Source organism: Fibrisoma montanum, assembly GCF_003583365.1.
Classification (GTDB): Bacteria; Bacteroidota; Bacteroidia; order Cytophagales; family Spirosomataceae; genus Fibrisoma; species Fibrisoma montanum.
This window is the reverse complement of the sequence record NZ_QXED01000004.1, coordinates 446723-470198: the sequence shown is the minus strand read 5'-3', so window position 1 is coordinate 470198 and position 23476 is coordinate 446723. Positions and strand designations below refer to the sequence as shown.

The following is a 23476-nucleotide window of genomic DNA, read 5'->3' as shown; positions in this document are numbered from 1 at the left end:
AGCCATGGTAGCTTTTTTACGCTATTTCTGTGTTTTTGCAATCTGGCTTAGCCTGCAGTACTGCCGCTCGCGGGAGGGCACTGCCGATGACCTTATTTCACCAAAACCGGGTCTGACATCGCTGGACACCATGACCATTGCCCAGGTTCGAGCGTTAAACTCCGGGCAGTTGCCGGGCGGTGTCTACGTTACCGATCCGGATAAAACAGGAATATTTTACCTGAACGAAGCGGATCGCACATCCGCCGATAACCTCGGAACAATCCTCGTCACGGCCAACGGTAAGCGCTATAAACGTAGCTATTCCGGGGCCGCCAATGCCGCCTGGTTTGGTGTAACCTCTACCAGCGACGATAACGCGCCGGCCCTGCAAACGGCCATCAACAGCGTACCGGAACTGTTAGTCGGTCCCGGCGAATACCTGATCGCCAGTACCATAAACATCCCCTCCCGGCGCCGAATCACCTTTGCCAAGAATGCGATCATTCAGGCCGGGGTAGTCTGGGAAGGCATGCTCCACGACGGAGGGCTGCATTTTCTGATTAGTGGTCAGACCGATATTATCATTGATGGCCTCCGGATCGACAAACCCCTGAGCGCGTTTCACAGTGGTGAAATCTGGAACGCTTCGCTGATTGAAATCATCAATTCGACGCAGATACGCATTCAGAACTCCGAGTTTATTTCAACCCACCCAATGGAAGCTATTGTGGTGCGGGGAGCCAGGTCAAAAAACGTTTTGCTTGAGAACAACTACTGCGAGGGTGCGGGTATTACCTATTCGGAAAACGGGGCCTCCAATGTCACCGTCCGTAATTGCCGAATCATTAATACCGTCAACAACGGTTTGTCGGGCATCGGAAACGCTTCAGGCGCCCCAGCAACTGGTTGCGTTGTAGAAAACAATGTGCTGGATAACATTGGCCGGATGGGCATTGAAGACTGGCGTAACATCTCGGGTACCATCATTCGGAACAACCTGATTTCTACAACCGGCGTTACGCTCGCGTTCAGAACGATAGGATTTGGAATTTCGGCAGTGGGCACAAAAACCCTGATTAGCGGCAATACAATCAACGACCCCAAGGATACCGGCATTGAGATAAACGGCTATGCGGGTAGTTTGTGCGAACAGAACACGGTTAATTTTGCGTCCTTCTCACTCCGTAACGGAAAAGGAATTGTTGCCAATTTTGCCGACGACAAACCAATTTTCACCACCCGGGAAGCAGCCCTCATCACCAGGAATACCGTCACGAACGGCCTGTATGGAATCTGGAGTTTCGGCTCGGCCTTTCTGGGTGTGACTATTTCACAAAATCAGATAATCAATCCGGTGCTCAAGGGCATCGATGTCGACTGTCTGAGTGCCGTCGCCGGCACCGTCAAAATAGCGGATAACAGCATTAAAATTTCGGTTCCGTCAGTAGGCAGGCAGTACGGTCCCCGCGTCGGTTTTTACGTACATGGCACTCGCTCAGGGGTCCAGACTGACATCAGCCAAAATAAGATTGAGTACTCAGGAAGTGCCAGCAACGGTGTCGTTTATGAAATTGGCTTCACGGCAGCGCTCGACAACGTAGTGATCCAGAAAAATTCTGTCTGGGCATCGGGGGTGCAGGCCAATGGCGCACCCGTTTTTGGGTTTGCCTCAAATGGGGCCACAAACAAGGGCCTGCGCTTCATTGACAATACAGTCGATGGTGCCGTCGTCAGCCTGGAAACGTACTCAAATCCCTTCGTTCAACCAGAGGTATCCAAATGGCAGACAACCCGCTAATGAGCGATTGCCTGCAGCAACTCCGGCCTGAGATGATAAAACGTAACCCTGGTCTGGTCTGATAACCCGGCCCAGGCCAGGGTGGCTTCGTAATTTGCCTCCAGGTGAAAACTCAATACAGTCCAGCTACGTAGCAGTTCGCCGGTTTGTCCCTCAATGATGTGCTCCCCGTCAAGCGTTGGCTGGTTTACCAGATCGTGTATGAGCCCCGTACCAACGGCTTTAGCCAGCGCTTCTTTACGGGTCCATAGTTGAAAAAAAAGCAGCCGGGGATCAGCACTCTCATGAACGTAGCGCTGCTCTTTGTCAGAAAAGCTATGGGCAAGCACCGCTTCGTAGCGAAACGACGGCCGGATTTGTTCAACATCCACTCCAACGGCCACGGGTGCCAAACTGATCAGCACCCAGTTGCCGGCATGGGACAGGTTAAACTGTACCTGATTAGTCCCTGACACATGCGGCTTCCCGTTGCCATCGATCCTGAACTGGACGGAAGCCGGTGATTGGTTCAGTAACCTGCCGAGCAGAAACCGCGACAGTACTTTGCCCAGTACGTATCGCTGCCGGTCTTCGGGCTGGTGAAACCGATTGGCGCGCTGGCGTTCATCGGGCGACAGCACATCATCGAACCGAGGAATTTGCGGGGTAAACTCTGCCACGGATGCCCGAAACACAAGCGGCTCGTTGTTCCACGGCCAATGGGGTGCATCCAGCCACTGTGTCGTGGCCAAGGCCCCGCAACGTATGTGAATCATGGACATAGTGCAGCTAAACTACAACGCTCAGCCCGGCTGTCAGCATTTGTCCAGCGCATCCTGCAACGTACGGGCAAACTCCTTATCGTACGGTGGCAGCAGCATCGTCAGGTGATTGCCCGACACATGATATAATTCGACGCCCTTCGTGGCAAACTTCTCCCAGCCCAGGTATTCAAACGCTTTCCCGAAATAGGGGCCAATATCCGCTTTGAAGAGGTGAATCGTGCCTTCGTACGGCTTCATCACATAGTTTCGATAGGCAACCTCGTGCTTTTCGTTGATCCGCTTCAGATTTTGCGCCAGACGTTCCGACGGCACTTCGGCAATGGGCGACACCGGTTCTGACCAGGATTTCAACAACTGCTGAAAATACTGCCATTGGTACGTAAACGTCTGCCAGGGCTGCCCAAGTAAGGATTTGACGATTGACTTGCTTTTAACTACCTGACGCATCAGCTTCTGCTTCAGCGTACGGCTCTCGAACAATTGGTAAACGCTCGACTGCGCATCGGTATCCATCATCCCGAGCAGCTTCACTTCCTTACCCATCCGCTTTAGCTGCCTTGCCATTTCGACGGCAATGTAGCCACCAAAGGAGTAGCCAACTATGGCATAGGGACCCGTTGGGTTCTGTGCCGTTATCTCGCTGACGTAGAACGCGGCAATAGCCTCCATACTATCCAGCGGTTCGTCATCGTCGTGCAGCCCAAACGCCTGCAGGCCAAACACCGGCTGCTCCGGGTCCATGTGCATCGCAAACGAATTGAAATTCAGCACGTGCAGCCCTCCGCCGTGTATCAAATACACCGGCATTTTACTGCCGGTAGGCTTGATCGGCACCAGCGATTTCCAGGTGGTTGCTTTTTTGTCGCTTCCCACGATTGCAGCCAGTTGCCGGATCGTCGGATGTTCAAACAACGTCGAGAGGGGTAACCGTTTGCCCGTTACCTCCTCAAGCCTGGTCATTACGTGTACGGCGGTCAACGAGTGGCCACCCAATTCAAAAAAATCATCCGTAACCCCGATGTCTTTAATTCCAATTTCCTCAGCCCAGATGGCTGTCATAAGCTTTTCAAGCTCAGAAACCGGCGCTGTAGACGGGGTTTCATTGGTATGCGCATGGGCGTTGGGTCTGGGGAGTGCCTTGCGGTCAATTTTACCGTTGAGCGTCATGGGCAGGGCCGTCATCTGCACATAATCGACGGGAATCATAAAACTGGGCAACGCTGCCCGCAGCGCATATTTCCATTTAACCAGTTCCAGATTAAAAGCATTCTCCGGCAACGGATGCTGCATAATCGCGTAAGCCGTCAAACGCTGGTCGTTGGGCCGGTCTTCGCGGGCAATCACTACGGCCTCTTTCACGCCCGGTTGAGCCAGCAGTATCTGTTCTATTTCGCCGGCTTCGATGCGGTACCCCCTGATTTTGATCTGATGATCCGTACGGCCCAGGCACTGAACTTCGCCTTCGTTTGTGATAAAGCCTAAATCACCCGTGCGATACAAAATTCCTTTGTACGAATCGATTGGGCTGTTAATGAACTTTTCAGCGGTGAGTTCGGGCCGGTTCAGATAGCCTTTCGCCACACCGGGGCCTCCGATGTAGATCTCGCCTACAGCACCGTCTGGTACGGCCCGCTGGTTCTCATCCAGTATAAAAATCTGGTAGTTGACGACTGGTTTACCAATGGTGATAACCGAATCACTTTCCCGGATTTGTTTTACGGTAGCGTAAATTGTCGTTTCGGTCGGGCCGTACAGATTCCAGAGCGACTCACACTTTCGAAGCAGTTTTTGAGCGAAGTCTATTGACAGTGGCTCTCCCGCGCTGAGCACTTTGACGGGTACAGCGTCCTCCCAACCGGAAGCCAGCATCATCTTCCAGGTAGTTGGCGTGGCCTGCATGATGGTAACGCCGTACTGTTTGACGAACTGTAGCAGCGCCCGGCCATCTTTGGCAATTTCGGCCCCAGCCAAAACGACCGTTGCACCTGCCAGCAAAGGCAGAAACAACTCAGGCACCGACATGTCGAACGAAATTGTTGATACGGCCAGCCAGTGATCACCGGGGCGCACCCCAAGATCAGTCTGAATCCCTCTTAGTACGTTAATCAGGCCGGAATGCCGGATCAGAACGCCTTTTGGCTTTCCGGTTGAGCCCGACGTATAAATGATGTACGACAGATCGTTGCCCCCAACGGCCACGTCCGGCTCATCAGTGGTATACGACGCCGATGCGTCAATGGCCGATTCAATCAACACTTCGGTGGACTGGCTTCTGATCATCCCGCGGTATTTTTTCGACGTAATGAAATGCCGGGAAGCCGCGTCAGAAAGCATGAACGTAAGGCGGTCGTGCGGGTAGTCGGGGTCCAGCGGCAGGTAAGCGGCTCCTGCTTTCATAACAGCCAGCAACGTAACGAGCAAATTGACCGATCGGTCCAGCGCTACCCCAACGATATCACCGGGTTTTACCCCGTTCTGAATCAGGTAGTGCGCCACCCGATTAGCCGTTTCGTTCAGTTCGCGGTAACTGACGGCCTGCCCGTTAAACACCAACGCCGGTTTTTCGGGATGAGTAGCCCCTGTCTGGGCAATGAGCTGGTGTAAAGTCTCATCGGCAGGGGTAACAACCGACTTTACGACAGGCTGACTGATAACGGGCTGGGTGTGCTGCAGGCTATCGGTAGAAAGAACAGTGCTGAGGGGCGTCTGTGGCGTTGATACGACCGCTTGCAGAAGGCTGTTAAACTCGGCCATCATGCGGTCGATCGTTTCATTCCTGAACAATTGCGTGTTGAACGACCATTCGAGCGTCAGGGCCCGTTTAGTATCCGTAGCGTTGACAAATAGGTCAAACGTTTCGAAGGCGCGGGGGTTACTGATCAGCTGATACTCAAGCCCGTAAAACGCGACCGCATCATCAAGACCAAGGTCAATATTGAACGTAACAGGCACAAGCGGCACCCGGGAAGCATCGCGGGGTAATTTGAGTTTTCTGAGCAGACTGCCGAACGTCAGTTGCTGGTGCTCATAGGCATCGTAGAAAGCCTCCCGGCGTTGCTGGAGGTAGTCGTGAAAACTAAGCGACAGGCTCGGGCGGCTTCTCAGCGGCAGCAGATTCACGCAGTGGCCCACCAGCCCGTAGTTGTCAGTAACCGCTTGTCCGGCAGTTGGTAAGCCGATGATGATATCGTCCTGACCCGTCAGCCGATGCAGCAGCACTTCAAAGGCCGCCATCAGCGTTACGACAAAGCTACAGCCGGCTTTCTGCCCTGTCTTTTTAATGGCTGCTACCAGTTCGTTGTCCAGATCATAGTCCTGCCGATGCCCTTTGAAGCTGCGAAGTGCTGGTCTCGCAAAGTCAGTCGGCAGTTTCAGAACGGGTACGTTTCCTTTGAACTGATCGAGCCAGAATGTCTCGATCTCAGTATATTCCCTGCTTTCGGTAAAACGTAGCTGCTCCTCGGCGTACTGACTGAAGTCAGGCGCTTCGGTCAGGGCAGGCATCTGATGCTGGGCAAATGCGGAATAGAGTGCGCTGATGTCCTGTAAAATCACCCCGATCGACCAGCCGTCGCATACAATATGATGGGCCGTCAGCACAAGGCAGTGTTCGGTGGGGGTTAGCTGAAAGAGACCAGCCTTGATAAGCGGCCCCTGCTGTAGGTTGAACAGATGCAGCGCATCGGCCTTTACGTAGTCGGCCAGTAGCTGCTCCTGTTCGGGTGCCGGGTGTTGGCTGATATCCTGATAAATCAGCGGTACGGATAACGACTTGTACACGCAGATAAACCGGCCATCGGCACTAAACCCGGACCGTAAGGCTTCGTGCCGCTGGACAAGCGCCGAGAAGGCTTGTTCCATAGCCACCCGGTTGAAGCTTCCTTTGAGCCGCAACGTAATGGATTCATTAAACGCTCGGTTGGCATCGTCGCCACCAACCAGACAGGATGTCCAGATCTCTACCTGAGGCTGGGTGGATGGCGCTACCCGAACAATTTCAGGTCCTGCGAAAGGATCGAAATCAACAGCTATAAATTCTAAGGCAGTAGAGTTAGCAATCATTCCCAACTAGTTTAATTCGATCTGAAGATAGTGACCAGGTTGATCCGGGTTAGGAACGAACCAGGCCGGATTTCCCTTTTTATCCATCCCTAACCGGGCACCCAGCACCGGGGGTACCGAAAAGCTATGGTGCGAAGGCCGCCGATCGGCTGGCTCCCCGGCGGGCGGAGTAGCTTTAAAGAACCCGGCTTCCACTAATTCGTTGACGCTCTCAATCATGGTTTGCCCAATCAGGCTGACGTCTTCGGGGGTATGCGCTTCCGTTATAAAACACGGGAAGCCATCCAGTATGTGAATACCCTTCTGGCGCATCAGCGTGAACAGCAATTCGCTGTAGGGTATCTCTTCCGTAAATTTCAGCTTCCAGAGCGACCCGAACTGGGCGACAAACATCGGGAGTTGGTACCGGGTAAAATGTGCATTGAGCATCCCCGCCAGGAACGTAGCCTTATCGGTCAGTCCTTTCTGCAGGGCCGGCCCTTTGGCTTTCATGTATTGTAGCGATGCCTGAGCCGCGGCCAGCGCCAACGGGTGCCGGACAAACGTACCGGCAAAATACGTAACCCCAACTTCGGGAACCGATGCATCGCCAAACTGCCAGTAGCCCCCGTCCAACGCATCCATGAACTCTTTCTTGCCCGATATGACGCCAATGGATAAACCGCCACCGACAACTTTCCCGTAGGAGGCCAGGTCGGCTTTGACACCGAACAGGGCCTGCGCTCCGCCGGGATGCATCCTGAACCCGGAAATAACCTCGTCGAAGATCAGGGCGATACCGCTTTCGGCCGTTACCGACCGGACCTGTTTCAGAAAATCGATGGGTACGAATTCGGGTCGGCGGCTTTGTACGGGTTCTACCAGAACGGCCGCAATATCATCGGCCCGTTCCCTGATGATGGCCAGACTCTCGGGCGTACCGTAGTCCAGAATCAGCATGTTCTGCACCGACTCAGGCATGATCCCCGAAGCCGCCGGGAACGACTTCAACTGTTTGGTACCCCGAACGATTACTTCGTCGACGATGCCATGGTATGAGCCCGAAAAAGCAACGATCAGCGACCGGCCCGTTACGGTACGGGCAATCCGCATAGCCCCGAGCACAGCCTCGGAACCGGTATTGCAGAGGGCCGTGCGGTCGAAGCCCGTGAATTCGCAGACCAGCTTACATACCTCGCCCGCGAGTTGGTGCTGCGGGCCGACTTCGAAGCCATGTTCAATCTGTTGATGAAGTGCTTCCCTGATGACGTCGGCCTGGTAGCCAAGCATGTTGGAGCCAAAGCCATTCAGTGCATCAATGTATTCATTCCCGTCGACGTCCCACAGGCGACTGCCTCTGGATTTGTTGACAACGATCGGATAGACAATTTCTTTGGTCAGAGGTTTGAAGCCCGACACAACCCGCGGGTCTGCCATGTGCGCCCGGTGCGTCTGTGTAAACGTCTTACTGCCCGCCGTCTTCTGCGTATACGCATCAATGAGCTGCTGCAGGAATGCCTGTTGCCGGTTCGTCAGTTCGGTAGCCTGCCGCTCAATCCGGGCCGTGGCCCCGAATGGTTTCTTCAGTTCGGCCACCTCTTCCGGGGTTAACTCGCTGCCGGTTTTGGCCGTCGATAGCTCCTCCGGTTTTTTCGAAAACTGCGGTACCGAAGCGGGTGCATGAACCGGAGCGGCTGGCACCGGTATCGGCATCGCCGGTTGCCCGCCCTGCAGGAGCGCTACCTGCTTAGCCAGAATCTGAAGCTGCTGAGCAATCAGTCCCAGCGCCGAATCGGTACCGTCAGGCAGCAAAACGGGAGGGGTCGTGTGCATAACCGGTGCGTGCATGGGCGCACTGGCTGGTACGGGAGCCGGAACCGGCTGTACCGGCTGCGCAATAGGCTGGGGTGCATACGTATCAGCCGGTAGTTCACGATCCAGGAAATCGGTCAGGAGGTTCAGTGTCGCATACTCTCCGTTGAGCTGACGGAACGTAATGGGCAGCTTAAATTCCTTTTTTAACGTAATGGCGATCTGGGTTAGCAGCAGCGAATCGAAGCCGATTTCCAGAAAACTCATATCGGGCGTAACGCCGTCGAGTTCAATGCCCGACGCGTTTTCCAGAATCTCCTTGACTTTCGTGATGAGTACATGTTTTCTCATGGGTTGCTCGGGTGGATAGGTATAGCTTGGCTCAATTGAATGTGTTTCCTGTATTTTGACTGTAAGGACCGGTTCAGGTATCGCGGGCGAAGCAATAGGCAGTGGATCAACCCAGCAACGCTTCCGGTCAAACGCATAGGTCGGTAACCTTACTTTATCCCGTTTCTGATCGGCGTAAAACGCGTTCCAGTCCGGCTCTATACCCTGAAGCCATAACTGACCGAGGGCTTTCAGTATCGATTGGTATTCACTCGTATAGGTCCGGCGTGGTTCCAGACTGGTCAGTACGTAATCCTGCCGGGCGCCTGCCTGCTGCCGGGCCAGCACGGTCGTAACATGGCCTGGGCCTACTTCCAGCAGCAATGGTTTCCGCTGCATCAGCGTCTGCAAAGCATCCGAGAACCGAACCGTTACGCGCAGGTGGTTGGCCCAGTAAGCCGGATCCGTTGCCTGTTCGGGGGTTAACCACGTGCCCGTTACCGTCGAGACGATCGGAGTCTGGGGTTTACGCAACGGTATTTGCCCGACAATGCCGGCAAATTCACTCACAATTGGCTCCATCATATCGGAATGGAACGCGTGGCTGGTTTGCAGCACCTGATTGGGAATTTCCAGCTTATCAAGCTGCATCGCAAACGTGGCGACGTCTTCATCCCGGCCCGCCACCACGCACAACGTGGGGCTGTTGACAGCGGCCATGCTCAGAGTACCCGGCATGATGGCGCTCACCTGTTCGGCCTCCATCCGTACCGACAACATGCTGCCCCGGGGCAATTGACTCACCAACCGGCCCCGGGTTGCAATCAAACGGAGCGCGTCCGCCAGCGTAAAGACACCGGCCAGGTGAGCTGCAACAAATTCACCGATGCTGTGTCCACAGTATATCGACGGCCGAATCCCCCAGCTTTCCCAAAGACGCGCCAAAGCATACTCGGTCACAAACAAAGCCGGCTGTGTATAGCGGGTATTTTTCAGCCGCTCTTCAGCCGCCGGACTATTTTCTTTCGGAAATATGACCTCGCGAATGTCTGTTTCCAGATACTCCTGCAGTAATGCGGCACATTCATCCACCGCCTGGCGATACGTTCGTTCGTTCAGGTACAGTTCGCGGCCCATCATAAGGTACTGCGACCCCTGCCCGGGAAACATGAACACAACTTCGTCGGGGGCCTCTTCCAGACGTTTAGCCGGCGTATGATCAGCCAGCAGCGTATCGATCAGCTCGCTGGTGGTGGCCGCTACCACAAACCGACGATGGGTAAAATCGGGGCGGGTGGTCTGTAAGGTGTAAGCCACGTCGGCCAGTTTTTGCTGTGTTTGCCGCCCCAGGTGATCGGCCAGTACGTACGCATACGCATCCTGGCTCGCTGCTGACCGGGCCGACCAGGTAATCAGTTCAAACGGTCGGCCGGGGCCTGATTCGGGGTTCGTGTTTGCGGCTTCTTCCAGCACAACGTGTACGTTCGTGCCACCGACCCCAAACGAACTAACCCCCGCCCGACGTACCGTTGCCGACTCCCAATCGGTCAGTTCCGTGTTGACGTAGAAGGGGCTGTCGGAGAAGTCTATCGATGGGTTGGGCCGGTCGTAGCCCAGCGAGGGCGGGATTTGCCGGTAATACAACGCAAGGGTAGCCTTGATAAAACCAGCCACGCCTGCTGCCTGCGTCAGGTGCCCGATGTTGCTCTTGATCGACCCCAGGGCGCAGTATTGCGTTTCGGCCTGGGGACCAAACGCCAGTTTCAAGCCCTCAATTTCGATCGGATCGCCCAGCGGGGTAGCCGTTCCGTGGGCTTCAACGTATTGGATAGTGGCCGGAGCCACGGCTGCGTCGTCAATTGCTTTCCGGATCGCCCCAGCCTGCCCTTCGGCATTGGGGGCCAGAAAACTACCTTTACCCCCTCCATCGTTGTTGACGCCTACCCCCTTGATAACTGCGAAGATTCGGTCACCGTCGCGCCGGGCAGCGTCGGCACTTTTCAGCAGCACCACCCCGGCTCCATCGCTGAACACCGTACCGGTTCCGGCCGCATCAAACGAGCGGGTGTGCCCGTCGCGGCTCATCATAGCGCCCTCCTGATACAGATGCCCGCTGTTCACGGGCGACGTAACACTGGCCCCCCCGGCCAGCGCCAGATCGCAGTGCCCCAGGCGAATGCTGTCGACCGCCTGCGTAATGGCCAGCAGCGAGGTGGAGCAGGCCGAATAGACACTCACCGCCGGCCCGGTCAGGTTTAGCTGGTAGGCCGTGCGGGAGGCAATGTAATCCTTTTCGTTCAGCGCCATCACCTGAAAATCGCCCAGCCGACCGACGAGTTCTCGATTTGGTAGGACGTTATGGATGTAGTACGTATTGTTTCCACATCCGGCATAAACGCCAACGTTGCCGTCGTACTGGCCGGGTAGATAGCCGGTCTGCTCCAGCACCTCCCAGGCTACTTCCAGAAAAATGCGTTGCTGCGGGTCCATCAGTTCGGCCACCCGGGGCGGTATGCCAAAGAAAGCCGCATCGAACTGATCCGCCTGCTCCAAAACACCCCGGGCGCTTACGTAGCTGGGGTCATTCCGAAGCGCAGTTGGCAGGCTTGGGTCAATATCGGCATCGGTAAAGAAGCGAACGGTTTCTTTCCCCTGGCTCAGCACCGACCACAGTTCGTCGATGGAGTTTGCCCCCGGGAACCGTCCGGCCATACCAATCACGGCCACATCCCGGTTCACCTGTCGCGGGCTGGATTTACCTGACTTCTTCGCCTTTTTTCCTTCTTTTTCCTGATCAAGAAAGCGACTCAGTGCTTTTATGGTGGGATTCTGAAACAACCGGGTAGCCGATATATCGATCCGGCATTCCTGCTTGAGCAACGCCACACACTGCACACTCAACAGCGACGTACCGCCCAGTTCGAAAAAATTATCAGTCAGGCCAACTTTGTCGAAGCCCAGCACCGAAGCCCAGATAGTGGCGATCTTTTTCTCGATAGCCGAAACCGGCGCTACGTAAGGAGTATTGAATGCCGACCGCTTGGATTCTGGTTTTGGCAGCAACTGACGGTTGACTTTCCCGTTGACGGACAGCGGGAGGCTGTCGAGTTTTGTCCATAAAGCCGGCACCATGTAAGCGGGTAGCCGACTGGTTAAAAACTTGATCAGGTCACTACGTTCGAGATTGGCCGTGCGGCTCACGTAATAAGCAGCCAGCCGTTTTTCCAGCATCTCATTATCGACCACACTCACGGCGCACTGAACGACATCCGGATGCTGGAGCAGTACGTTTTCAATCTCACCGAGTTCAATCCGATACCCCTGAATCTTCACCTGTTCGTCGATCCGGCCCAGGTATTCGATGTTGCCATCAGGAAGTCGGCGGCCGGCATCGCCCGATTTATACATTCTCGCGCCCGGCTGCCCCAGAAACGGATCGGACAGAAACCGCTCCCGAGTCAGTTCATCGCGGTTCAGATATCCCCGGGCGACCTGCACACCGCCGATGTAAATTTCACCCCGTTCGCCGTCCGCAACCGGCTGTCGGTTTTCGTCCAGAATGTAAATGGATACATTCGGCATCGGCTTACCAATCAACAAACCGTTCTGATAAACCGGTACATCAGCCGACGCTGCAAACGTGTACGTAATGCAACCTACAGTCGCTTCGGTGGGACCATATTCATTGATTAATTCAACCTCCACTCCGCTGTCGGCCAGGAATTGATAATGCCGCGGGTAAAGCGCTTCACCACCCACGACAAGTTTACGGGCCGCGAATTTCGCCTGCTCATTTTTTGCTTTTTCGAGCAGAAACAACTGGGCGGGTGTCAGTTTCAGAAAGTCATAAGGAGCCTGTTTTACAAACGCTTCATTATCAAAAGCATCGAGTGCTTTTGCCCGGTTTATCACCATGGTTTTTCCGGTAACCAGAGGCACAAATAAGGCCGTCAATGAAGCGTCGAAGGATAAGGTCAGGTGCGCGTACGAACTAGGTGTAGTTTCATTGGAAGCATACGCCTGAATGCTGTTTCGGATGTAGCTGGCAATTGATTGGTGTTCGATTAAAACCCCTTTTGGCTTCCCGGTCGAACCAGATGTATAAATCACATAAGCCAGATTAGCAGGGCCGACCTCAACACTGGTTATTGATGAAGCATTAGTATAAACAGCTGGTTGCTGGTAGTCAATAGTTAGAATTGAAACCAATGAATTTTCGCGACAAGCGAATTGAATGGCGGGGGAATAAACCGTATTTGTTAACAGAATTTTCGTAGCCGTATCCTGTGTAATAAATACGATTCGCTCGGCCGGATGTTGCGGATCGATTGGAACGAACGCGCAGCCCGCTTTTAAGATCGCTAATACTGCCGTTACCATTTCAACCGATTGGTCAAGACAGATGCCGATAATATCTTCTTTCTTTACGCCTTTCTGAATTAATATACCAGCCAGCTGCGACGACCGCTGATTCAGTTCGCTGAATGAGACCGTTCGGTCGCCATCAATGACAGCAATTGCATCGGGTGAGGACGACGCTTGCAGATCGAAAAGTTGATGAACAAGCAATTTCGTGGATATCTGTCCGCCAGGCGTGAAGTTTTGTATAAAATCGCTCATCAAAATCTATATTATCCGTATGGCTGCTTTATAAAAGAACAACCCCATTTCTTTAGACGAAATAAGGTGTCGGTCGTTATCTTATTTCAGTATTTAATTTATAAATGCCTTACCAATCGTAAAGAGTATCGGATTTATACGAGTATTTTAGTTACCTAACCTACTAAAGTCATAAACAATTTTATGTCAACTATCACGAGCATTAACGCTAACTCTCTCACTTGCCTGGCTCTTAAGTCTGATTGTATATGCTTCTTTTTGACGTACGCGATTTTCTTCCGTTAATGTCAGGCTTCTATTTCTCTGTGTTTATGTCTACTGGTTTTTGCTAACCAGCAGGTGAGCTAACGTTGACTTGTATCACCTTTCTTACTTTACTTTCCATATAACAACTGTCCATTTAGTACGGTCAATATCTAACTCACTGTTGGTTTATGGATCAGTGGCAGTAACATGTCAATATTTATTAAATATTTTTTACGATGGAAATTTAAGCGTTTTCATTTTTAACAGATTTCGACAGTTTTACACGAGTCTTTTGTCTATTCATTACCTTATATAGCATCTAGTTACGTGTCAAATTTAATATTATAGAAACATAAAATTGATTATTAACAATAATTTTTATAAATTTTCCTGCGTATCTATTCAAAGCACCGTATTAAAAGATGATTAAAAAAAAGTTAAAAAATTTACTATTTAAAGTAAAAATCATACGAAGACTTATAAAAATACCAGTTTTATATTTTTTATAGAAAGCTCTTTCTTAACGAATTAAACTAATCATTTAGTAAGAACTGACGAACATTTGTAACTCATACAAACAAAAAATAAAATAAATCAAAACTATGTACCTTATTCAAAAAGTAGATAATACTTCATTTGCTATTTACAAACTTTATTTACTTTCAAATCAAAACACACACTGATTGGCTCAGACATTTACAAAACTGTTTAAAATATAGAAAATAAAAGATGAGCAGGACTTGAGTTGTCGTTCAACCCACAAGGGAAAGTTTGTGATTCAAAAGGCTTTCTGCTTAGTTCTAAGTCCTTAATTCAACAACTCAATTCATATAACGAAGACTGATAGAAACTCGATTATACGGTAACCTTAAGCAGTTTATAGGAGCGAATACGAACATGTATTTACCGTAATTTTTACTTCCAATTATTATTTACACACTTATTAATCTAAACTTTCATCAGGGCATTTCATAAAAAAAAAGTTTTTGTTGTTACCTCCCTTCGTTCCTTTAGTCTAAACTTTAGACTTGCAAAAGACTGACTTAATTTCAGAAGTTCCAGATTTTGTTCATCGTAACGTAACTATTTTTAGTATTATGGGAGCAACTCCATTTCCGCGTATTACAGTTGCTGGTGTTTCGGTACCATCTGACTTGGACGTCAATGGATTCAAAGCTGGCTTCAACAAACAACGTGATGACAGTTTTCGCACTGATCGTATCGAAGCGGTACGGGCTTTGGTTCGTGAACATCTCGTTCCGATTAAAACTATTCAGCTTAACACGAATAGTTACCGGCTTAAAACCTGGATTGAAGACGCTTTGGGGTATAAATTATGCCAGGGTGAAGTGATTGTAGCCATGATTGGTGAAGGGTTCATATACGAACGAGATGGGGTAAACTGCTACTTCAACGTTTCGCAAAAGTCGATAAAGCAACTGCGCGCCTGTCGCCGTCGATACATATTTGAACAGCCTAAATCCCCCATGGTCGACACAGTTTACTACCGGCCGGCCACTCATCGGTACCTTTAACAACGTTCACATTTATTCTAATTTTATAATTCCCTGTATTTACTAACTTATTAAGTTTAGAATAGAAATTTATACAAGTAGTTCATAGTATTAATCCTTACGGTTAAACATTTGATTAACTTACACGCAGCATAAAGCGCCACGGCATTTATCATCTCTGATAAACGTCGTGGCGCTTCTAATTTGGTTGTTTATTTTACTTTGCTACAGCCTTACTTCTCGGCAGAACAGGCGCAATTCGCACTTACCGAAGGTTCGGTACCGGTAAAACCGGCAGGCTTTCATTACCATCTTCGCTTACCGACTGCACGGCGAAATAATAGTTATCTTTTGAGTACGGGAGTGTCATACCCAGTTTAGTTGTAAAGAATTTCTTTTGCCAGAATGGCCAGTGTGTTTCGCGCATAAGCACGTAGTAACCACGTACTTTACGGCCCGTCGCTGTTTTAGGAGCCTGCCAGTACAACGCGGTTGAGTTGGTTAGATTCCGTACGTCGATGGTAACTTTTTCGGGTACGGACGGTGATTTGGCCAGGTTCGCCAGGCAGGCCAGGTTAAGCGCCGTATTTTTTCGCAGGTAATCGAAGTCCATAAATTTGGCATAATCACCGAATTCGGTTCCATTTTGGACCCGTAAATCCTGATGCTGGTGATCATAGTTCTCGTTCATTTCGGTGAAACGAACGGCCGCCATGCCCCGCTGCACAAAGGGCGTATGATCGCCCCCGCGCAGGTACCGATCATTCCGGTAAATCATTACTACCTCCAGATTCTCAATGTAGCGTTCGCCAACTTCTTTCACGTAGCGGGCCAGTGTGCGGGCTTTACCGTCGTTTTCGTTGCCAAACTGCCGGATCTGGCCAATCCGCCCGGTGCTGTCTCTCAGCAAACTGGCGGGCAATCCCTCGCTGAACACCCGCAGCCGGGTATTATCGATGATTCTGGTCTCGTTGCTGTGGTTAGACCCCATGATATCGTTGTTCAGGACGGCATCAACGTTCCATTTTTCATTGATGGCGCGTTCGGCCAGGTGCTCGGCACCCAGCAGGCCCTGCTCTTCGCCGGTCAGAGTGACGAAGATGACCGTTGCCGGAAACTGCGCCTTGCTCATAACCCGGCAAAGTTCAATGACAGCGGCCGTTCCCGACCCGTCGTCGTTGGCACCCGGCGCATCGGACTCGCGGTTCATGACGTTGGTTACGCGGCTATCCATGTGCCCCTGAACGATGAAAACACGGTTGTCGTTGGGGTCAGTACCTTTCAGCGTCGCCATTACGTTGCCCATATCAGCGGGCTTGTCGATACGTCGGCCATCGGGCTGGAGCGTCCACGTATCCAGGGTGGCCGTCAGTCGCCCACCCGACTGCTTTGCGTATTGCTGAAACTTACCCAGAATCCACTGCCGGGCTGCGCCGATCCCTTTTTTCTTGTCAGTTGTGGTGCTGAGCGTGTGACGCGTACCGAAACTGACCAGTCCGTTGACGTGGGCCCGCAGGCTATCGGCTGATACCTGAGCCACCAGTTCAGCGATTTGGGGATCTCGCTCAATACTTACAGTCTGTCCGAAGGAATACGAAGTAAAAAGAATAGAAAAGAGAAGAATAATCGGTTTTTTCATGCTGCACATTGGTTAGGCAGGGCGAAGCTACGAAAAAAGCACAAGCCGGAGCCTGTGCTTTTTAAGCAACAAAGACGGAAAGCGTGTTTTGAGATACGAAGCGGTTGAGTAGGCTATCGGCTTAGATAAGCCGCCCCTGCAAACGCCAGCACCGACAGCACAAAGCCGACCATAAACACGGTATACGACCAGCGCAGCAGCTTGTACTTCCGGCCCAGCACTTTGCCGAGGTAATAAATATCGCGGGTCATGCTGGAATAGAGAAAATCAGCGTCATTCATCATGTGACGCATGCCCCACTCATAATCGTCAAGCTCCATTCGGTGAAAATTACCGAAGAACAGTAGGTTGGCCGTTTTATTCTCAATATCGGCCCGTGAGAATCGCCCGGTCGTTACGTTCGGGCGGGTTGCCAGTACGGCCAGTACCGTTGCCAGCACGCAGGTGATGGTCAGCAGCGCCGTCGGCAGCGTCAGCATGGGCCACTCCTCCAGCTTCCGTAGCAGAATACTCAGTACCAACGACACGACGATGGTGTTGATGGAAATCATGATGTTCGCTTTGGTATCAGCCATGGCGCTGAGCTGGAAGTGGTTCTGCGACGTCAGCCGAAACATAGTTTCAACCCCCCGCTCCGGCCGACGGCTTTTGCCTTTCTCTGCTTTCGGATCAACATCCGCCCGCTCGTCGGGCCAACCTATTTCGTCTTTGTCATCGTCTTTCTGTTCGGCGATCTGGCGCTGGAGCCTGGCCAGGTTAGCAACCTTACGTGGTTCGAATGTCTGACGGGCATAGGCCGTAAAATACTCATGATGCTCAATGAGCTCGGCTGTTTTTTTAAGCCATTTTTTCTTCCCTATTTTAACGCCGGTCTGCTTTAATTCTTTTCGAAGCATCTCGCTTCGTTCGGCAAAGTCACTGGCCGCCAGATGCCCCATGTCGGCATCGCAGAGTACGGCAGCCAGCCGGTCGCCCCGGGGGTTCTGCGGCATCCGGGTGGCCTCAATACAACGAACAACCTGCTCAATCCGGTCGGTCGGTACGCTATGTTCAATCAGGAACGGACGAGCCATGTCAACCCCGATAGCTTCGTGGTTATCGCAGCTTTTGCGGTAGCCAACATCGTGGAGCCAGGCCGCAATCAATACCGTTTCGCGGTCGGTATCCAACAGTCCTTCCTGAACGGCAATCTCATCGGCAAACTCCACCACCGCCTGCGTATGCGACAGGTTGTGGTAGGTATAATCCGGAGATATCTGCCCCAGAACCGATTCAGCATAGGCTCGTGTCTGGGACAGTAACGATGTTTCTTCCGCTATCATGCTGATTGTTTCGCTATACTTGTCTGAAAGTTATTACTTAACGTGCAAAAAGTAACTGTCTATATGCGTTTCTTTCTCATTCAGACTATTCTTACCAGTCTGATCGTCAGTTTGTTCTCCGGATGTAAGCAATCCCGCAAATCGTCGGGCGAAGCAACCGAATCAGCCAAAACCAGTGCACCCATTCCGTACGATCTCACAAAACCCGCTGAACGATACGATCTGACCGGTGATTTGACGGAAGTTTCCGGTCTTAGTTACTACAAACCCGGTCGGCTGGCATTAATTCAGGACGAACTGGCGGTGGTATTTATTTTTGACCTCAACCGGAAGCGCGTAGTTGATGAACAGATTTTCGGCCGAAAAGGTGACTATGAAGGCGTAGAGTTTGTCAACGGCGAATTATATACCCTCCGCAGCGACGGCGAAATCTATCATTTCACCCCGTCTGACGGCAGCATCAAGACGCTCGGGGGCGGAGGAGCCCAGGTACGGCACATAAAAATTGGACTGCCTGGCAAAAATGACGTAGAAGGCCTGGGCTACGACCCCAAACTAAAAGCCCTGCTGCTGGCGACGAAAGACGCGGCCGGTGGCTCAGATCGCCCTATTTATTACTATGGTCTTGAATACGGAACCATGTACAAAGGCCCCGTTCTTAAACAGGCCGACCTCAGGGCATTTGCCGGTGAAGGCGGTTCTGCCGGCGACGTAAAACCGTCGGGTATTGCTGTGCATCCCAAAACAGGCGAATACTACATACTGGCATCGGTTGGGCATCGGTTGATTGTTACGAAACCCAACGGCACGATTTTGTCGTCTGTGGGGTTAAATAAGCAATTGTTCCGCCAGCCGGAGGGCATTTGTTTTGCACCGGACGGAACGCTGTTCATTGCCAGCGAAGGAGGAAAAAACGAAAATGGATATCTGCTCCGGTTTACCGCCAGGTAACGGCCCGATATGCTCAGGCTCCCGGTACTACAGACACGCCAGCTTAGTTTCTTCTACCTCTGGTATCTATCCGTGACCTACGTTCGGTAGCTATGATCCGCCATTTACGTTTAATTATCTTTTTTATTGGCTGTTGCTTCAAGCTCGTACAGGCGCAGTCGCCTACCTACACCGTCTTTCTGCTGGGTGATGCGGGCGCACCCAAAGCCGGTGGCGATCCGGTGCTGACTACGCTGCGCACCCAATTGGCGGCCACGGGGCCGAACAGTTCGCTGATTTTGCTGGGGGATAACGTCTACCAGTTTGGTTTACCCGATGCCGATCAGCCCGGCCGGGATGAAGCTGAACGGCGGCTCCGCGACCAGCTTGATCTGCAGAAAGCGTTTAAAGGCCGGATGTTCGCCATTCCCGGCAACCACGACTGGGACAAAGGTCGGCGCGACGGCTGGCAGCGCATTCGAAACCAGCAGGATTTTGTTCGGCAATATACCGGCCGTGAAGACGTCTTTTTTCCGCACGACGGTTGCCCCGGCCCCGTGGAAATCTCCCTCTCCGACTCACTGACCCTGATCTTGGTCGATACGCAGTATTGGCTGTTTCCGTGGAACAAGCCGGGCGAAGAGTCGGATTGTGGCGCTAAAACCCTGCCCGATTTTCTGACCCAGCTGGACGATATGCTATACCGCAACCGGCACCGGCGGGTTGTTGTAGCCGGCCATCACCCCATGTACAGCCGGGGTGAGCACGGTGGGTATTTCACGCTCAAAGATCATCTGTTTCCCCTGACGGCATCACGAAAATGGCTGTACCTGCCGCTGCCGGTGATCGGGTCTATCTATCCGGTCTATCGTTCGGTGTTTGGCAACCTTCAGGACATTCCGAACCCGGTGTATAAAGAGATGCAAAATGGCATGGTAGCGGTTTTCAGCAAGTACCGCCACCTGATTTACGTTAACGGACACGATCATAACCTGCAACTGATTGGCCATGACAGCCTGCACTACCTCACCAGCGGCAGTGGTTCCAAGCACTCACACGTCAGCATGGGACGCGAATCGTTGTTTGCCGTTGAAAAACAGGGGTTTGCCAGACTGGATTTTGTGGCGGGCGATTCCGTCAGAATTTCCTTTTTTGCCCCCGAAGCAGGCAACCCAACGGGGCAGCTTCTATACAAAACGGCCATTCACCTGCGGCCCGTACTGCCTTCGGCCGGGCAGACTTCGGCTGGCCAGCTCCGCGACAGCGTACGTATTGTGCCGGGCAGTCATTACGCAGCCGGTCCGGGTCGGCAATTCTGGCTTGGCCGCAATTACCGGGCGGTCTGGGCGCAGCCTTACACCCTGCCTGTCATCGACATAAACGCGCGCGGCCTTACCCCAACCAAACGCGGAGGGGGTATGCAAACGCTTTCGTTGCAGCTTGTTGACAGAAACGAGCGTGAGTTTGCGCTCCGGTCCATCGAGAAATACCCGGCCAAAGCCATTCCGGCCGCCATCCGTAGCGGGGTGGTAAATGACATTGTACAGGACCAGATTTCGGCAGAACACCCGTTCGGAGCCCTGGCGGTGGCTCCACTGGCCGAAGCCGCCGGGCTACTGCATACGCACCCGCAGGTGGTCGTGACACCCAACGATACGTCGCTGGGCGAGTACCAGCGGTTGTTCGCCAATACGTTGATGTTGTTCGAAGAACGGGCCGATGGCAATTATAAAGGAACGGGCCTGTTTGGTAATACAACGAAAACCTACAGCACCGCCAAGCTGCTCGACAAACTTCAGGACGACAACGACAACCGGGTCAACCAGCGATCGGTTGTGCGCGCCCGGCTGTTCGATATGTGGATAGGCGACTGGGACCGCCACGACGACCAATGGCGCTGGGCCAGTTTCAAATCCGGTAAGGGTAGTACGTTCGAACCGATTCCCCGGGATCGCGACCAGGCATTCTTCGTCAACCAGGGCATCATACCGGCCATTGCTACCCGGCGGTGGCTGTTGCCCAAATTCCAGGGATTCGACTTTACCATCCGCGACGTACCGGGTCTGAATACCAACGCCCGTTTCTTCGACCGTACGTTCATGACCGAGCCCAACCGCGCCGACTGGCTCACCATAGCCGACTCGCTAAAGCAGGCGCTGACTGATTCGGTTATTGACCTCGCTATGGGGCAGCTTCCAGAGCCCGCCCGCTCGTTAAGTGCCCACGATATGGTGGCTAAATTGCGCCAGCGCCGAATGGACCTGGCCCGCTACGCCGATCAGCAGTACCGATTTCTGGCCAAAGCCGTTGACGTAGTCGGCAGCGACAAAGACGAACTATTCAACGTAACCCGCCGACCCGACGGACGGACGGACGTCGTGATGTTCAAGCTCACCGACGAAGGGCAGGCCGGCAAACAACTCTACAGCCGTACGTTCGACCCAACCGAAACCCAGGAAGTGCGGCTCTACGGTCTGGGGGGCGCCGACCGGTTTGTCGTACATGGCAATGCGCCCGCTGGCAGTCTGGTCCGCATCGTCGGTGGTAAAGGCGACGATGCTATTCTCGACAGTTCGTCGGTACGAGGCATGGTCCGTAAAACCCGCGTGTATGACCTGCGCAAAAACACGACTTTGACCGGAGGGCCGGAAACCCGCAGCCTGCTCTCCGACGACAAAGCCGTCAATACGTACGACCGGCTGGCGTTTAAATACAACCTGACCATGCCGCTGCTGTCGGTTCAGCTCAACCCCGACGACGGGCTGTTTATCGGCGGGGGGATTTTGCGACGAACCCAGGGATTCCGAAAAGAACCGTTTGCGCAGCAGCACCGCTTTACGGGTAACTACGCCTTTGCCACGAATGCCTATAACTTCCGCTACGACGGTACGTTTACGGATCTGATCGGCCGTACGGATCTGGTCATCAACGGGACTATTCAGGCCCCCAACTTTGTACAGAATTTCTTTGGGCTGGGCAACGAAACCGTATTTAACAAAGAGGAGCGGGGCGTTAATTACTACCGCGTTCGGTTCGAGAACTGGGGCCTGTCGACGCTGCTGCAGCATCGGGTCGGCAAAGCACGGTTCTTCTACGGTCCGGCCATCGAACGGGTTGAGCTGGAGGACGATCAGCCTAAATTCATTCAGGACTACGCCCAGTCCATTCCGGATGGGCAGCGGCTGTTCAGCTCCTTTCTATACGGTGGTTTGAAGGCAGGCTTTACGGTCGATACCCGGAACAATTCATTGCTGACTACGCGAGGGGTATTCTGGCGAACCCAGTTTACCGGCTACCGGGGCCTCAACGATCAATCCAGGTCGTTCACGCAGCTTCAGTCAGAGATCGCTTTTTACGGCAGTATCCGCCTGCCGTCTATTTTAACCATCGCGACCCGCTTTGGAACGAGCCTGAACCTCAGCGACCGGTATGAATTCTTCCAGGCCAGTACGCTCGGTGGGCTAACGAACCTGCGGGGCTTTCGGCGGACCCGCTTTTCGGGCGATCAGGCGTTCTACCACAACCTTGATCTTCGACTGCAACTGTTTACCATCAAGACGTACCTGTTTCCGGCCTATGCGGGTCTGGTCGCGTTCAACGACGTAGGGCGGGTCTGGTATACAGACGAAACCTCGCGGGTCTGGCACCACGGCTACGGTGGGGGTATCTGGCTGGCGCCTTACAACACGGCGGTTATTTCCGTGCTGTACGCCCTGTCGCGCGAGGATCGGATTCCCATGCTGCGGGTAGGATTTTTCTTTTAAGTTTAAAACTGACGTTTTTAGCTATACTTATTTTCAATCTTCGATTCCATGTTGAAACCCGAAACGCTGTCGTTCCTCGCCGATCTCAAAAACAACAATAACAAACCGTGGTTCGACGCGACCCGGCCAGCCTACGAGGCCGCCCGCGCCAACTTTCTGCACCTGGTTACGGTTGTCCTTGCCGGGTTGGAGCGCCTGGACCCCGCCATTGCCGAATCGAACCTGCAACCCAAATCCTGCATGTTTCGCATCAACCGCGACGTTCGGTTCTCCAAGGACAAATCCCCCTACAAAACTAATTTCGGAGCGTGGTTTAATGCCGGCGGCAAGCAGTCGCCCTCGGCCGGGTATTACCTGAACATCGAACCGGGCGGCTCATTTGTGGCCGGGGGGATGTACATGCCCGACGCGAAGGTGCTGACCACCCTTCGACAGGAGATCGATTATAACCTGGCTGATTTTGAAGCCTTACTGGCGCAACCGACCTTCAAAGCGTACTACGATGGTCTCGATCAGGACGGTGCCCTTCAACGCCCGCCCAAAGGCTACGACGCCGATAACCCGGCCATCAGTTACCTCAAACTGAAAAGTTTTACGGCTGCTCACAACCTGCCGGATTCGGCACTGACCAAACCGGACTTCCCTCAAAAGGTGCTGGGCGCGTTTGAAGGCCTGCAGCCACTGGTGCATTTTTTCAACCGGGCGCTGACGTAG

At 52.9% G+C, this 23476-nt stretch carries 10 protein-coding genes; 5 read left to right on the top strand and 5 right to left on the bottom strand.

All coding sequences use genetic code 11. The features are described 5' to 3' along the window. Positions 1-4 precede the first annotated feature (4 nt). A complete protein-coding gene (locus DYU11_RS15880; RefSeq protein WP_158600296.1) occupies positions 5-1780 on the top strand; it encodes a right-handed parallel beta-helix repeat-containing protein in 1776 nt (591 codons plus the stop codon). Here DYU11_RS15880 and DYU11_RS15875 read toward each other — a convergent pair. Genes DYU11_RS15875 through DYU11_RS15865 form a run of 3 tightly spaced genes read right to left on the bottom strand, consistent with a single transcriptional unit; the run spans position 1777 to position 13296 of the window. Further along, the gene (locus tag DYU11_RS15875; RefSeq protein ID WP_158600295.1) at positions 1777-2535 is read right to left on the bottom strand and encodes a 4'-phosphopantetheinyl transferase family protein; all 759 of its coding nucleotides are present in this window, start codon (positions 2533-2535) and stop codon (positions 1777-1779) included. The genes DYU11_RS15880 and DYU11_RS15875 overlap by 4 nt on opposite strands. Positions 2536-2574: 39 nt before the next feature. Further along, positions 2575-6606, bottom strand: coding sequence for a non-ribosomal peptide synthetase (locus DYU11_RS15870; RefSeq protein WP_119668676.1), 4032 nt, complete (start codon positions 6604-6606; stop codon positions 2575-2577). Positions 6607-6612: 6 nt separating this feature from the next. Then, on the bottom strand, positions 6613-13296 hold the full coding sequence (locus tag DYU11_RS15865; protein ID WP_310589478.1) for a polyketide synthase: 6684 nt from the start codon (positions 13294-13296) through the stop codon (positions 6613-6615). A gap of 1325 nt (positions 13297-14621) precedes the next feature. Here DYU11_RS15865 and DYU11_RS15860 point away from each other — a divergent pair. Then, positions 14622-15128 carry a hypothetical protein gene (locus tag DYU11_RS15860; protein ID WP_147367949.1) on the top strand — a complete coding sequence of 169 codons (507 nt, stop codon included), beginning with the start codon at positions 14622-14624 and terminating at the stop codon, positions 15126-15128. Between the two features lie 244 nt (positions 15129-15372). On the opposite strand, the gene DYU11_RS15855 is transcribed toward DYU11_RS15860, so the two are convergent. Both DYU11_RS15855 and DYU11_RS15850 read right to left on the bottom strand, forming a co-directional pair. Further along, the gene (locus DYU11_RS15855) at positions 15373-16746 is read right to left on the bottom strand and encodes a M28 family metallopeptidase (RefSeq protein WP_119668673.1); all 1374 of its coding nucleotides are present in this window, start codon (positions 16744-16746) and stop codon (positions 15373-15375) included. Between the two features lie 113 nt (positions 16747-16859). Next, positions 16860-18068, bottom strand: coding sequence for a Pycsar system effector family protein (locus tag DYU11_RS15850; protein WP_119668672.1), 1209 nt, complete (start codon positions 18066-18068; stop codon positions 16860-16862). Positions 18069-18131: 63 nt separating this feature from the next. Here DYU11_RS15850 and DYU11_RS15845 point away from each other — a divergent pair, with 63 nt between their 5' ends. The 3 genes from DYU11_RS15845 to DYU11_RS15835 all read left to right on the top strand — a co-directional run bounded on the left by DYU11_RS15845 (position 18132) and on the right by DYU11_RS15835 (position 23476). Then, positions 18132-19019, top strand: a complete 888-nt coding sequence (locus DYU11_RS15845) for an SdiA-regulated domain-containing protein (RefSeq protein WP_119668671.1) — start codon at positions 18132-18134, stop codon at positions 19017-19019. 92 nt (positions 19020-19111) lie between these two features. Further along, on the top strand, positions 19112-22762 hold the full coding sequence (locus DYU11_RS15840; RefSeq protein ID WP_119668670.1) for a BamA/TamA family outer membrane protein: 3651 nt from the start codon (positions 19112-19114) through the stop codon (positions 22760-22762). A 48-nt stretch (positions 22763-22810) separates the two neighbouring features. After that, entirely contained in the window at positions 22811-23476 is a 666-nt protein-coding gene (locus DYU11_RS15835) for a DUF2461 domain-containing protein (protein ID WP_119668669.1), read from the top strand.

Excerpts from the sequence above, each read along its gene's own strand:
- DYU11_RS15855 (WP_119668673.1), bottom strand. The coding sequence starts at position 16,746 with ATGAAAAAACCGATTATTCTTCTCTTTTCTATTCTTTTTACTTCGTAT.
- DYU11_RS15835 (WP_119668669.1), top strand. The coding sequence starts at position 22,811 with ATGTTGAAACCCGAAACGCTGTCGTTCCTCGCCGATCTCAAAAACAAC.
- DYU11_RS15880 (WP_158600296.1), top strand. The coding sequence starts at position 5 with ATGGTAGCTTTTTTACGCTATTTCTGTGTTTTTGCAATCTGGCTTAGC.
- DYU11_RS15875 (WP_158600295.1), bottom strand. The coding sequence starts at position 2,535 with ATGATTCACATACGTTGCGGGGCCTTGGCCACGACACAGTGGCTGGAT.
- DYU11_RS15850 (WP_119668672.1), bottom strand. The coding sequence starts at position 18,068 with ATGATAGCGGAAGAAACATCGTTACTGTCCCAGACACGAGCCTATGCT.
- DYU11_RS15845 (WP_119668671.1), top strand. The coding sequence starts at position 18,132 with ATGCGTTTCTTTCTCATTCAGACTATTCTTACCAGTCTGATCGTCAGT.
- DYU11_RS15870 (WP_119668676.1), bottom strand. The coding sequence starts at position 6,606 with ATGATTGCTAACTCTACTGCCTTAGAATTTATAGCTGTTGATTTCGAT.
- DYU11_RS15840 (WP_119668670.1), top strand. The coding sequence starts at position 19,112 with ATGATCCGCCATTTACGTTTAATTATCTTTTTTATTGGCTGTTGCTTC.